Source organism: Methylobacillus rhizosphaerae, assembly GCF_900187985.1.
GTDB classification, from domain to species: Bacteria; Pseudomonadota; Gammaproteobacteria; order Burkholderiales; family Methylophilaceae; genus Methylobacillus; species Methylobacillus rhizosphaerae.
In genome coordinates, this window is the sequence record NZ_FZOA01000006.1 from 73,745 (window position 1) to 87,328 (window position 13,584).

General features: G+C 51.5%; 11 protein-coding genes and 1 tRNA gene. 6 read left to right on the plus strand and 6 right to left on the minus strand.

All coding sequences use genetic code 11. The features are described 5' to 3' along the window. Positions 1 to 2 precede the first annotated feature (2 nt). The gene (locus tag CHB59_RS07835) at positions 3 to 263 is read right to left on the minus strand and encodes a hypothetical protein (protein WP_089375688.1); all 261 of its coding nucleotides are present in this window, start codon (positions 261 to 263) and stop codon (positions 3 to 5) included. Positions 264 to 384: 121 nt separating this feature from the next. Here CHB59_RS07835 and CHB59_RS07840 point away from each other — a divergent pair. The 6 genes from CHB59_RS07840 to CHB59_RS07865 all read left to right on the plus strand — a co-directional run bounded on the left by CHB59_RS07840 (position 385) and on the right by CHB59_RS07865 (position 8,486). Next, positions 385 to 461 (plus strand) — tRNA-Arg (locus CHB59_RS07840). A 207-nt stretch (positions 462 to 668) separates the two neighbouring features. Continuing rightward, positions 669 to 2,624 carry an acyltransferase family protein gene (locus CHB59_RS07845; RefSeq protein ID WP_089375689.1) on the plus strand — a complete coding sequence of 652 codons (1,956 nt, stop codon included), beginning with the start codon at positions 669 to 671 and terminating at the stop codon, positions 2,622 to 2,624. A gap of 209 nt (positions 2,625 to 2,833) precedes the next feature. Beyond that, entirely contained in the window at positions 2,834 to 3,493 is a 660-nt protein-coding gene (locus CHB59_RS07850) for a MarC family NAAT transporter (protein WP_218816220.1), read from the plus strand. Positions 3,494 to 3,849: 356 nt separating this feature from the next. Beyond that, on the plus strand, positions 3,850 to 4,566 hold the full coding sequence (locus CHB59_RS07855; RefSeq protein WP_089375691.1) for a response regulator transcription factor: 717 nt from the start codon (positions 3,850 to 3,852) through the stop codon (positions 4,564 to 4,566). An 18-nt stretch (positions 4,567 to 4,584) separates the two neighbouring features. Beyond that, positions 4,585 to 6,219 (plus strand): FecR family protein, encoded by a 1,635-nt coding sequence (locus CHB59_RS07860; protein WP_089375692.1) that lies wholly within the window; start codon positions 4,585 to 4,587, stop codon positions 6,217 to 6,219. Positions 6,220 to 6,302: 83 nt separating this feature from the next. Further along, positions 6,303 to 8,486: a CHASE2 domain-containing protein gene (locus CHB59_RS07865; RefSeq protein ID WP_179212108.1), complete on the plus strand. Its 2,184-nt coding sequence runs from the start codon at positions 6,303 to 6,305 to the stop codon at positions 8,484 to 8,486. Between the two features lie 282 nt (positions 8,487 to 8,768). On the opposite strand, the gene CHB59_RS07870 is transcribed toward CHB59_RS07865, so the two are convergent. The 5 genes from CHB59_RS07870 to CHB59_RS07890 are packed head-to-tail and all read right to left on the minus strand — an operon-like array spanning position 8,769 to position 13,341. Continuing rightward, a complete protein-coding gene (locus CHB59_RS07870) occupies positions 8,769 to 10,352 on the minus strand; it encodes a sulfite reductase subunit alpha (protein WP_245835095.1) in 1,584 nt (527 codons plus the stop codon). Beyond that, the gene (locus tag CHB59_RS07875) at positions 10,349 to 11,347 is read right to left on the minus strand and encodes an FAD:protein FMN transferase (RefSeq protein WP_089375694.1); all 999 of its coding nucleotides are present in this window, start codon (positions 11,345 to 11,347) and stop codon (positions 10,349 to 10,351) included. The genes CHB59_RS07870 and CHB59_RS07875 overlap by 4 nt, the downstream gene beginning before the upstream one ends. Before the next feature lie 6 nt (positions 11,348 to 11,353). Next, positions 11,354 to 12,142: a DUF4198 domain-containing protein gene (locus tag CHB59_RS07880; RefSeq protein ID WP_245835096.1), complete on the minus strand. Its 789-nt coding sequence runs from the start codon at positions 12,140 to 12,142 to the stop codon at positions 11,354 to 11,356. Between the two features lie 34 nt (positions 12,143 to 12,176). Then, entirely contained in the window at positions 12,177 to 12,701 is a 525-nt protein-coding gene (locus CHB59_RS07885) for a DUF2271 domain-containing protein (RefSeq protein WP_089375695.1), read from the minus strand. A 16-nt stretch (positions 12,702 to 12,717) separates the two neighbouring features. Next, positions 12,718 to 13,341, minus strand: coding sequence for a PepSY-associated TM helix domain-containing protein (locus CHB59_RS07890; protein ID WP_089375833.1), 624 nt, complete (start codon positions 13,339 to 13,341; stop codon positions 12,718 to 12,720). Positions 13,342 to 13,584: the final 243 nt, after the last annotated feature.

Here is a 13,584-nt window from a genome sequence, read left to right on the forward strand (position 1 = left end):
AATTACTCACTATCTTCATCATCAGCCGGAGCTGAAGGAGTATCGTCCTGATCTTCATCATCAACAGTATCAGCAGACTTTGCTGCTTCGGCTGCTGCAGGCTTTTGTGGCGCAACAGGATCATCGATATGAGTGGCCTGAATACTGAAAAACAGGCGTGCTACCAGAAAAAGCACCAGTACTGGAGGGAACAGACTCCCCAGGGTGGCCAGAATAAATTGCTTTTTCGTTGTTGCAGGAAAATCATGCTCGTGCGCGCTCATACCAACAAAATCCTTGATACAGGGAAAATTGTAGCGATTATACTCAATAACCCCCGGTAGGGAAAAGGTTATAAAAAGGACAACTGCTTATTCATTTGCTATAATCTCGCCCTTTCCCAGTGCGCCCGTAGCTCAGTTGGATAGAGTGTTGGTTTCCGAAGCCAAAGGTCACAGGTTCGACTCCTGTCGGGCGCACCAATCATGAAGCAGGCAACTGCTCCTGGATCCCTCCTGTCACACCTGAATTGCACCATCTATCTACCGTTGATGCCTCATTTTGATTGTCTCCGGATATCGTTGAGCGGAGCATGACGTACTGGCATTAAAAATATTTTCTGCTGAATTTCAGGGCATGCTCATGGTCACACCTTGCAACACGAGCAAGAACGGACTGAAAGGAGTAGTTTGAAATATAGACGGGAAGTAGACGGGTTACGTGCAATTGCAGTGCTGGCGGTGGTGTTCTTCCATGCCGGTTTTTCTGGCTTCAGCGGTGGTTATATCGGCGTTGACGTGTTCTTTGTCATCAGCGGCTACCTCATTACCTCCATCCTGCTCAACGAGCTCGAACAGCAACGCTTTTCCATCATCAATTTCTACGAACGTCGCGCACGCCGCATCTTGCCAGCCCTGGCAGTCGTACTGTTCACCACCAGCATCGCCGCTTTTTTCCTCATGCCACCCTCGCTGCTGCAGGATTATGCGCGCAGCCTGGTGTCAGTGGCTGCATTCAGCTCCAATGTGTTCTTCTATCTCAGCAATGGCTACTTCTCCACGGCCTCGGAAGAAAAACCCCTGCTCCACACCTGGAGTCTGGCAGTGGAAGAGCAATACTATCTGCTGTTCCCGTTGTTACTCGCCGGCCTATGGTATATGCGCCGTATCAATATCATCTGGGTGATGCTGATTCTGGCTGCAACTTCACTGGCCTTGTCGGAATATCTGCTGCGGCAGAACGCGGTCGATGCCAATTTCTACCTCATTTTCAGCCGTGCCTGGGAATTGCTGGCAGGTTCTCTCCTCGCGCTACTCAGGCCAGAAAAGTGGCACACACTTGACCAACGCACGCGCAACGGTCTCGCCTGGCTGGGGCTTATACTGATTATCGGCGCAGTATTTTTTCTTGATCAGCACACGCCATTTCCCAGCCCCTATGCGCTTATCCCCGTCTTGGGCGCATGCCTCATTATCGCGTTCTGCGATCCGTCTGGCGCGATAGGCAAACTCCTTTGCAGCCGGGGCATGGTCGGCATCGGCCTGATTTCCTACTCGCTCTACCTCTGGCATCAACCACTATTTGCCTTCATGCGTATGAAGAGCACATTTTCCCCGAATGCAATGATGTTCTCCGTTGCAATTGCACTGGCCTTTTTGCTCGCCATCTTCAGCTACCACTATGTGGAACAGCCATTCCGCCATAAGCAGCGCTATTCTCGCAGCCGCATCTTCCAGCTTTCCGGCTTTGCGCTCGTCACTATGTTCTGCGCAGGCCTGGCCGGAATGCAGGGCAAGGGCTTTCCCGATCGCTTCCAGCAGCCGGAGCTCATGACAAGTGCCGTCGGCAGTCCATTGCGGGAGCAATGCCACACCAGCGGCACTGATTACCTGAAACCCACGCAATCATGCAAATACTTCGGCAAGCATATTACCTGGGCAACGCTGGGCGACAGCCACACCGTGGAACTGGCTTATGCCTTGGGAGAAAAGCTGAAACAAAGGAACGAAGGCCTGCTGCATCTGAGCTTCAGCGGTTGCCCGCCTGCCCTGTTGTTCGAAGCCAGGGAGCCTGGGTGCAGCGCCTGGATGCGAGAGGCCGTTGCCCATCTGGAGCAGCGGCAGGACATCAAGCATGTATTGATCGGATTCAGCTACACCCGCGCCTTGTTCGGCAACCTGGAGCACTATCCATCATTGCCGGACAAAAGTCCGGTCAACAAATTCACGACCAAGTATGCGGGTATACCGCAAGAGGCTCTAAGGGAAAAATACTGGCAAAGTCTGGAAAGCACCATCACCCGCCTACTTGCGGCAGGCAAGGACGTATATGTTGTGTACCCCATCCCGGAACTGCCCATGGATATCACCAAGGCAGTCACGCCACCATCCATCCTACACACGGCATCGCCACAGAATCTTGGGCACATGACCAGCCGGGCATTCTATCTTACCCGCCATGCCTTCATCCTGGAGAAACTGGATAGCTTGCCTTATGGCAAGCACCTACATGCCATCAAACCGGCGGATCATCTTTGTGCTGATAACTGTCCAGCCGTCATGGATGGTGAAGCCCTATATTACGACGATAACCATCTCAGCCTGGCCGGGGCAAGGAAGATTATGTCCGACCCGCTTGCGCACTAATTTATGCAATACCAGCGCCAATAGGATCACTAGGTCGCTCTACATAATGGCTTAATCGCTCTGTGCTGCGATTTCCCCGCCCTCAATGCCACGCCACCTTCATGAACGAGCCCTGCATATCCAGAGTATCAGCCAAGGGCACAGCACCAGCAATATGCTAAAGTCACAACGAACCTTAGCCTGTCATGATTACAATTAAAGGATTTACATTGAGTATTCTGGAATTCATCAAGTACGTCTCGCTCGTGGTTATCGGCCTGTTGCCCATCATGAACCCACTGACCACCATCCCGCTTTACATGGCATTAACGCAGCGAATGACCGCACAGACTCGCCAGACCCACGCCAGGAAAGCCTGTATCTATGCCTTCTGCATCCTGGCATCTTTCCTGTTGCTCGGTAATGGCATTATCAAATTGTTCGGTATTTCCATGCCTGGCATTCGCGTTGCCGGTGGCGTGATCATCCTGATACTGGCATTACGCATGATTTTCTCCGGACTGGATTCATCCTCCAGCGTGGATTCGGACCCTGATGACATCAAACATGCAAACCTGGACTATTCATTCTCTCCCTTGGCCATGCCCAGCCTTGCAGGCCCAGGCTCCATCGCAGTCGTAATGAGTTTCGGCTCACAAATTCCGGGAGAGGTCAGCATCACCGGCCATATCATCGTCATTATTGGTATTGCCATTACCATCGGTGTGGCTTACCTGGCCCTTTCCTCTGCAACCTATATCGAGAAACTCCTGGGAGAACATGGATTGCAGGCCATTACAAAAATCATGGGCTTCCTGCTGACTTGTGTCGCCGTACAATTTCTCGCATCCGGCATCCACGACTTCTATCTCGAGTTCTCTGCCACATAAACAGCCCCGCCATCAGTAAAAAGAATGGATAAATACCAATCACGGTAGCTTGTCCATTCCTTTTCTCAGAGGACACAGTGTTCAATCATTTTCCTCATCGTATCTCCCTCCATTTATTTTCAGCCAAGTTGGGAATATTCTAAGGTTTATTTCATGCTTTTTTGATTTTTTCCAGATGCAAGAAGTATGCAATTCAGTTGCTTATAAAGGATGTGCATAAAGAAGATTTACATTTGTTGACATTCCAGCAGGAATACACAGATATAAGATTGTCTATAGTGGTGCATGGTTAGTGCCCCTATGACTTGGCATGGGTTCACACAACATTTATGAAATGCCAAAAAGGAAAGAAATAAATGCGTTTTGCTGCCCTAGATGATAATAATTCTGAACTGGAACTGATCGAGAAAACTGTCGTATCACTGGGACACAAGTGCCATACCTTCAGCGAAGGCAAATCATTCTTACGCACATTACAATACGAGACCTTTGACTTCCTGATACTGGACTGGGGACTGCCAGACACTTCCGGCCTGAAAATCGTAGAATGGGTTCGTGCCAATATCAAGGATGCCATTCCCATTCTCATGGTAACCAACCGCAGTGATGAACGAGACGTAGTCAACGGCTTCACTGCAGGTGTTGATGATTTTATGAGCAAGCCGGTACGGGTTCATGAACTTCATGCGCGTATCAATGCATTATTGCGGCGCTTTTACCCACCACAATCCCAGGACGAATTTGTCTGGGGAAACTATAAATGCAATGTGGCGCAACAACGCTTTGAATATAGTGGAAAACCAGTCAATCTCAAAAACAAGGAGTTTGAGCTGGCATTGCTGCTGTTCCAGAATCAGGGACGGTTACTGTCACGCCAGCATATCCAGGAACGGATCTGGGGCATGCAATCACTAGAGTTGCAGACCCGGACATTGGATACACATATTTCAGCAATACGTACCAAACTCAAGCTCCATCCTGATAATGGCTATAAACTGACTGCAGCCTATGGCCTAGGCTATCGTCTTGAAAGCAGCACACTGTCGCCATTGACGGAGGAGGACAATACTTAAGCAATATCGGGGGGTTTCATGAACATATTACGTAATCACGGTACGCCATGGCAGCTGCATCATCGGCAATCAGCCATGGTGCTAGGCCTGGTTTTGGCTACTTATGCCCCGGTGCGGGCTGAGACTATCAACCATACAGTGGTACATGGGGATAATCTTTATAACCTAGCTGCCCACTATATGGGTAACGCTCAATCCTGGCCGGATATCCAGAAACTCAACCATATCCCCAACCCGCATTATTTGCTGCCAGGCACCAGCCTGCTCATCCCTAAAATCAGCAGTACTGTCACCGCAAGCTTTGTGCGCGGTGAAGTATCACTCATTGACGAGACAGGAAACTCGATCAGGACTGTCGCATATGGTGACCAGTTAGCTGAGGGCGACATTGTGCGCACAGGCGAGAACAGTTACCTGTCGCTGGAATTTTCCGATAAAAGCGTGGGCCGCATTCTGTCCAATACCCGTGCACGACTGGATCGCATCAAAGAGGGAAACCTGGTACGGAAGAACCAGCGCGTCATTTATCTGGAATATGGTGATATTGATGTTTCAGTCATTCCGGCATTACAGTCCAAACATCCGCCACAATATTTCAAGGTGATCACACCGTACGCAGTTGCTGCAGCCCGGGGCACCCGCTTCAGAGTCAGTGCCGGCGACATTTCCACAACGAGCGTCACGCATAGCCAGGTAGATATGCGGTGGGCAAAAGCCGTCAAACGCCATCCGAACAAAACATTACATGCCGGACAAGGTGTTGCCATCGATGATCATGGCCTGGGCACAATACAATCATTACTCCCAGCACCTGATCTCAGCCAACTGCCATCTAAGTTCTCTGAGCCCGAGATTCTGCAATTCAACTGGCCAGCGCTGGATAACAGCAAGAAATACCAGTACCGCATTGCCCAGGATGAAAACTTGGAGCAAGTACTATGGGATACAGCATCAGACTCTGCCCAGGCGGTGCTACCAAGCCTGCAGGATGGGGAATACCTGCTCGCAGTTCGCGCCTTGGATCCTCTGGGTATTGCTGGTTATGAAGCACAACACCGCTTCACAATTTTCAGCCATCCATCCAGCCCTTGGCTATTAGCTCCGCAGCAAGGACAAACAGTAACCCGCAACAGCACATTGCGTTGCACGCCTGTAGAAAACGCACACGGCTATCGCATGCAAATCGCCAGTGACCCTGATTTTCAGCATCTCGTCACAGATGCCGACAAGCTAGAGCATTGCAAATACCAGCTCGAATCACTGGCATATGGACAATATTATTGGCGCATTGCCAGCATTATGGCTGATAGCGATGGTAAATTGCATTATGGCCCCTACAGCCAGCCTGCCACGATAATCATCAGTGAAAATGGCACCTCAGCTTCCCCCTCTTCAGGGCAGGCTTACTGGAACAGCAGGCAACAGGATATACACTACCTCGCACAGGTTAGCCGCACACCGCAGTTTGACTCTTTAGTAATAGAACAAGTATTGGATAATACCAGCCTCAATATCCAGTCATTACCGGCAGGACGCTATTATGTCAGGTTGGCAACCATGGTAGAAAACAATACAGGACCATTCTCTGATGCCCGCATCATCGAAGTAGACCATGATATTGACCGTACTTGGTTCGATAAACGCAAACCCTGAATACGGTTAAACCTTATATGGGCACCCCCCCGCTACCCGCAGTCCAGTTGCACAACAAGCGGCTATGGCTTTTGATCTCGGGCATGATCCTGCTTCTGATCGCGGTACTGTCACATCAGCGCACACTCATTGCTGCTGATAACCTGATACAAGATTTCATCATTGCCAGCCAGCAGCACTCATTGAGTGGCAAAGTGGTCATCGTCGCCATCGACGATGACAGCATTGCCGCCTTTGGTCGCTGGCCCTGGCGACGCAACCTGCATGCAAAATTGGTCAACCGCATTAGCGAACAACGCCCAGCTGCCATCGGCCTGGATATCCTGTTCAGTGAAGCCGATCTGCAACATCCCGGAGATGATTTGTTGCTGGCGGACGCTATCCGGCAAAGTGGCGTGGTCACTCTTCCCTTTATATTCAATGAAATTGGACAAGCACAACATGTGCAACCGCCAACGCCCATTCTTGCCGAGGCAGCTGCCAATATGGGACATGTGCATATCAAGGTGGATTATGATGGCCTGGTACGCTCCATCCTGAAGCAACAACTACCATATCCGCATTTCAGCACAGCCGTACTGGATATTTCAGGAGAAGACTATAACGCAGATATGTCCCGTACCTACCTGATTCCCTATGCGGGGAACGTGGGATATTTCCCCCGCGTATCTTACCGTGATGTAATCAAGGGGAATATCTCTGACAATACATTTACCGGCAAGCTGGTACTGGTTGGCGCTACTGCTACCGGGATCGGCGACCAATATGCCACGCCGGTTTCACATGACGGTCAATTGATGCCCGGGATTGAAGTCCTGGCCAATGTCATTGAAGGTCAATTAAACCAACGCATTCTCACTCCTGCCTTTCCCTGGCAGAACCTGATGCTCAATCTTGAGTTTGTCACCTTGGCCTTGTTGAGCTTTATGCTGCTAAGTCCTCTGTCGGCGTTGTTATTCAATGTTTTATTTTTCATTCTGCTGTTTGCTGTCACTTATATCGTGGCCATCGTATGGGGCATTTTACTGGCACCATCAGCTGGCTTTCTGGGCCTTATCATGGCTTACCCACTCTGGAGCTGGCATCGTCTAGATGCCGCATCCCGCTTTCTAACGGCAGAATTCGATTCTCTCAAACGTGATTTCCCCGTCCTGTTGACACCGCACCACTCCGCATCATTCCACGACTTTCTGGATAAGCGCATCAATGCCTTGCATACCACGACACAGCAGCTACGAGACATGCATCGATTCATTAGCGATGGTGTCAATGGCCTGCCCAACCCTAACATGATCTGTGACCCCAATGGCATCATTCGTATCGCAAATCAGGCGGCAGCCAGCTATTTTGGCATCAACTCCCCGTCGGCACTATTACAACAACCTTTGATACCATTGCTGCAATCCATCCATGATCACCAGCACAATCAGCCTGTCATCAATGCCGATACCTTGCAAACCATGCAGACGATCGTAGTAGAAGCACGAGATGACAAGCAGCGTGAACTACTGGTCAAGCTTGCCCCATGCAAAGATGCGAAAGAGCAACATATAGGCTGGATATTGAATATCGTGGATGTTTCCAAGCTCTGGCAGGCAGAACGTGACCGTGATGAGGCATTCCGTTTCATCACGCATGATATCCGTGCGCCATTGTCCTCCATTATTTCACTGGTTGAACTGCAGAAATTCACGCTAGGAAAAATAGAAACACGCTGGCTGGACATGATAGAACAACATGCCGATAACGCACTGGCCCTGGCCGATGACTTTGTGCAATTATCACGTGCAAAATCCGGCCACTACCAGCTCAGCAATACCAATCTGACAGACCTGCTGCATGAGTCCATCAGCGATGCCTGGATTAATGCTCACACACGTAATATCACTATTACGCTGACCGAAACACCCGCCGAGGCATACGCCTGCGTAGACAGGGCCTTGTTCAAGCGCGCAATTACCAACCTCTTGAGTAATGCCGTCAAGTTCAGTCCAGACCACTCCACCATCATATGCAGCATTCGCGCAGCTGGGACTAACTGGGACATTGCCGTGCAGGACTCGGGCATTGGCATCAGCCCAGAAGCACAGGCTCAGCTCTTCCACACATTCAGCCGTGTCCACCAGCACAGCCACCCCCATATTGAAGGCACAGGCCTCGGGTTGGCTTTCGTCCATACTGTCGCCCAACGCCATCACGGTGAAGTCACGATCACCAGCACTCAGGGAGTTGGCAGTACCTTCCATCTTGTGGTTCCACAATCCTAAGCTGGCCCAACCAGAAGTCCGACTGTCAACAATTGTCAGAATGCTATGCCAGACCACATGGTTATTGCATGATGGGAGCCAATTGAGCATTGGAGATGCCACCCGTAGCCTCCTTCACAACAACCGCTCAACCAGTGATCCGTTTTCACACACAGTAATTGAATAAATTCCTGTTCTTGTTGGAAGTCGGATCGCTAAATAATGTTTACTCTCAGCAGGCCTGGGCGTCCAACTCCCCCCCGGGTCCCCGGGCCTGCCTTTATACCCTTCAACAGGGCGATATCAATACACATCCCGTCTATATCTGCCATCCAGTGCACATTGGGCCAACACATTCTCCCCTAATATCTCCAGCAATACAGCATGGACTTCAGGTGCCATACCGCTGGCGCTACCACATACATAGATAGCCGCACCCTGCCGCACCCACTCGCTGACGATATCCGGGTGGCGCGCCAGAATATGCTGTACATATTGCCTTTCCGGCTGGTCTCGCGAGAATACGGCATCAACCCTGGTCAATACGCCCGCTGCTTGCCATGCCTTAATCTCATCCTCGAAGTGAAAGTCATACGCCGCATTACGTTCACCGAACAATAACCAGTTGGCAGCTTGCGAGCTTGCTTCCCGTACTTTCAGGTGAGCCCGCAAGCCGGCAATACCTGTGCCGTTGCCAATCAGGATCAAGGGTAAATCAACTGGCGGTGGATGAAATGCAACATTTTCACGAATACGCAAGGCAACCGTTGCCCCCACTTCCGCATATGTTGTCAGCCAACCTGACCCCAGCCCAAGCCTGCCATCCGCATATGAGGCCTGGCGTACCAGCAGTTCCAGCTGCCCATCCCCGGACAAAGATGCAATCGAGTATTCTCTGTGTGGCAAAGGCCGTAATTGTTGCAGCAGCTCCCTTGGAGACAGGCTACGCAGTACAGCAATATCATGAGGTTCATGCGGCAGTAAACGCTCGGCAAGATCATCGGCCAGAGGCTTGCCGTCCAGCATGGCATTGATAGGCAGCTCCATCCTGGCCAGGAAATCGCGTACTTCATGCGCAGGGTTGCGCGGCCCGATCTCGGCAATATCCCCAGCCTGCCACTGTATATCCGGATTTTCCGGTCTCAATGCCAGTTGGTAGACAGGGGCGCCAGCACTGCCGGGATTCAGGTGCTGGCGCATGATCAAGTGCCAGGATTGGTACTGTGCCGGTTGCCAGTCCGGCATTTCCGAACTGCCAGCCAACTGACCGAGCTGATATTGCCAGTGACGCAAAGCACCATCATCCCCTGCATCAACCTGCACCATATCGAACAGCGGCAACGCATGCATATGCTGCAGCCAGTGATCCAGCTGGTGACCAAAACCGCAAAAATTGGCATAACTACTATCGCCAAGTGCCAGCAGGCCATATTGCAGCTGGGACAAACCGGATACCGATGGCATCACGCTTTGCATGAAATGATGAGCATTGTCGGGCGCATCCCCTTCCCCCGTGGTGCTGACCACAAACAAGGCATGACGCGCCTGCTCCAGCCGCTTCACGTCGATTTCACTCAATGCCATGCAGCGTACCGCCACACCGGCCTCTTGCATGGATTGTGCGGTCTTGAGCGCCAACTCACGGGCATACCCTCCCTGGCTGGCATAGCCAATCAGCCAGGCATCGCCGTGTTGGTCACCGTGAACTACCTGCTTGCCTGCTGCAGTACGGCGATGACGCCGGAATATCCAGAAACAGAACAGGACATAGATGACACACACTGTCAATGCCAGCATATAGCGATTGAAAGCAGGATTATTCACGGCAGCCTGGGCTTCATTCGCCAACATCATGCTGACTGCGATGACGAGAGTCCACTTCTTCACTGCAACATTTCCTGTAGTTTCAGGGTGGCATGCTGCTGCACGCCGGTTTCAGTCCGTACTGTAAACAATGCAGCCCATCCTTGCGCACTGGCAAAGTCCAGGCCGCGTTGCAAACCCATGACTGTCAGCGCAGTTGCCCATGCATCCGCTTCCATACAGCTCTCAGCCAACACACTTACGGATACCGGCGCGGCTTCTACCGGCCAGCCTGTTGCCGGATTGATCGTATGGGCATAGCGACGCCCTCCATGCTCAAAATAACGGCGGTAATCTCCCGAGGTAGCCAACCCCAGGCCATGCAAGGCCACGATATATTCATCGACCTCATGGGTTTCCCGAGTACGCTCCAATGCCACCCACCATGGCTGGCCATCTGGCTTCATACCTGTACCGTAGAACTCTCCTCCCACTTCCACCAGATAATGCTGCACACCCAACTGTCGCAAGGCACGGGCTACCTGATCCACGCCATAACCTTTGGCTATTCCCGAGAAGTCCAGTGTCAAGCACCCAGTCTGTACCAGTATGTGCTGAGTAGCGTCATAGTGCAGCTTCTGCCAGCCACTTTCAGCCAGCGCAAGCTGCACCTGTGCCTCATCCGGAAATGCCGGAGCAGCTCCCTGAGGGCCAAAACCCCAGATATCCACAAGGCGCCCTACAGTCGGGTCAAAACAGCCCTTGGTGAGGGATGCCACTGCCAGGGCCGTAGACAAGACCGAAGCGAATTCTGCAGGCAGCGTCAACGCCGTCCCTGGCACAGCCTGATTGAAACGACTGATGTCGGAATCCGGCAGCCAGGTGCTCATCTGTTGAACCACCTGGTCCAATGCCCGGGTGACAACTTGGTTGACTTCTGCAGCTGAAAGTTGAGAGGAGTCCACATAACGGACAGACCAGGTCGTCCCCATCGTCTGCCCGTCAAGTGTCACGACATTGCCGCGAGGCAGCTCGGAAGGCAGATCATCGAGCTGCTGCGGAATCAATACTTGTCGCATTGGGAGTTATTGCGGCAATACTTCCAGGGTCAGTACATAAGCCAGGCTGCGCTCATTGGCCTGCTTGTTTTGTACTTTATTGTCTTTATAGTCAGCATCCAGCCAGTACATGCCAGCATCCGGCAGATTGATCGTCACTTTGCCATCAGCATCTGTCTTGAGCTTTTGCTCACCCTTCTGGTTACGGTAACGGGTCTGCCCCTTCAACACCTCAACTTCAACATCAGCTGTCGGCTTTCCATCCACGAGGAACTGCACAGTCAATGGCTCTCCCGCCACCAGGTCATTCGGATGCGTAGCCGCTACCATCTCCAGGCCACGTCCCACCGTCTTGAGCTTGCTGGGAGAGCCAACCGTGACATAACTCTCAAGACGATTGGAAAACTCCACCACTTTCAGGTCCTTGGCGTCTGCCGGAACCTTATCTTTCAGTTCTTCAGGCTTGCCGAAAAACCGTTTATTCTGATCACCCTCTTTCCAGAATGCGCGCAAGCCTTCCCGGAACAGGGACAAACGGTAAGTGCCCTTTTGTTCAAACTTGGCATCGAATGTGGTACGCAACTCCCCTTTGCTGACATTGACAGGCGCTACCAGGCTTTCATCTGGAGCAATGATCTGCAACTCTTCCACACCCAATGGACGATGATTGAAGTGGAATGGGTCATTGGAAACAGCGGCATCAAATGTCACGAACTGTGGTGATGACAATACCGTGCTGGAAGGCAACAACCAGTAGCCGTGCGCATGTGCCAGGCCAGCATTCAGCGCGAAAGCTGCTGCAAGAATATATTTCATGGATTTCATGATATTTGAGGACTCCGTCATTCAATTAAGGTTTAACTTCCAGGCTGATAGTACCTAACTCGCTCGTACCTGACGCCTTAAGGCTCTCTGCTTTTTGTGCTGGCCATTTGAACGGGATGCGCACCAGTTCACGATCGCCCTTTTCCCGTGCTGCTTCAACCACGAGGTTATATTCGCCCGCAGCCAATTTACCCAGCGGCGCCTGACCCTCAACAAACGAAAGTGTGTGCTCACCTACTGGCTTAGTAGCCCCGGATACGCCGTCTACAGGCATCGTCAGATCACGCCCACCTTTGCGCCACCATTGGCGCAGATCCTTCAGCCACTTGGTGCCTTTACCCTCACCATTGTCCTTGTTGCTTTGCGCATACCACACTGCCAATGTTGTTGCGATATCCTGATTGGGGGTTTCTACCCAGATAGCAACATAGGGGCGATGATATTCAGCAGCATTGATCCTGGGCACTGTCACTTTGACATCCAGCCCGGCTGCATGAGCAGTACCTGCAAACAAGGCCGCAACCAGGGCCGGGATTACTGCATGTCGCATCAAACTCTCCTCACAATTAATGAATAAACAATATAGCGATCAGTAAAGGCAGTACCATCCCCATGGCAACCAATGGCCAGGTGGCAGGACGACCACTGCCGTGCATATACAACAGGCACAGGCCGGTAATGGAAAATACCAGCGCTGTAATGGAAAAAACATCCAGAAACCAACTCCAAGCCAGTCCGGTGTTACGGCCTTTATGCAGGTCATTGAAATAGGAAACCCAGCCACGCTCGGTCAATTCATAATTCAACACACCGCTTTCGCGATCAATCACGACCCAGGCATCGCCGCCAGGACGTGGCAAGGACACATAAACCTCGTCATCCGACCATTCTGCAGTGCGGCCACCAGCTTCTATCGCCATGGCCCCGGCTAGCCAGTCTGCAATTACCTTGGGCAAGGGTGCGTTTTCTGCCTGTTTCTGCTGCAGCCTGGGTAGCAGCAACTCTGGCAGCTGCCCGCTCTTCTTGCTTACCACCGGCTCTGACTCTATATGCCCGGCATTATTCAGTGTCAATCCGGTCGCAGCGAACAGCAGCATACCGACCAGGCAAATCGCCGAGCTTATCCAGTGCCAGCGATATAAATGCTTGAGCCAGAAGGAACGTTTTTTTTGTGCTACATCAGCTTGCATGCTGCGCTTCGAATTGAACAATTAACAAATGAGAACCAATCTCAAGTATAGCAAAATCAATCATGCTTCCATGCCCATGGCACAACTTTTTACGCAAAGTTTTGGTGAAAGTATGTAATGAATTGTAATGCGCCCATGATAAGGGCCCAGAACAGGTTCTTGACCTGCAATATGAAAACGAGGAATCTGGACAGTCAAGAGGGAATCAGGACACAACGCGATATGGCGCTGTGGTAGCATAGC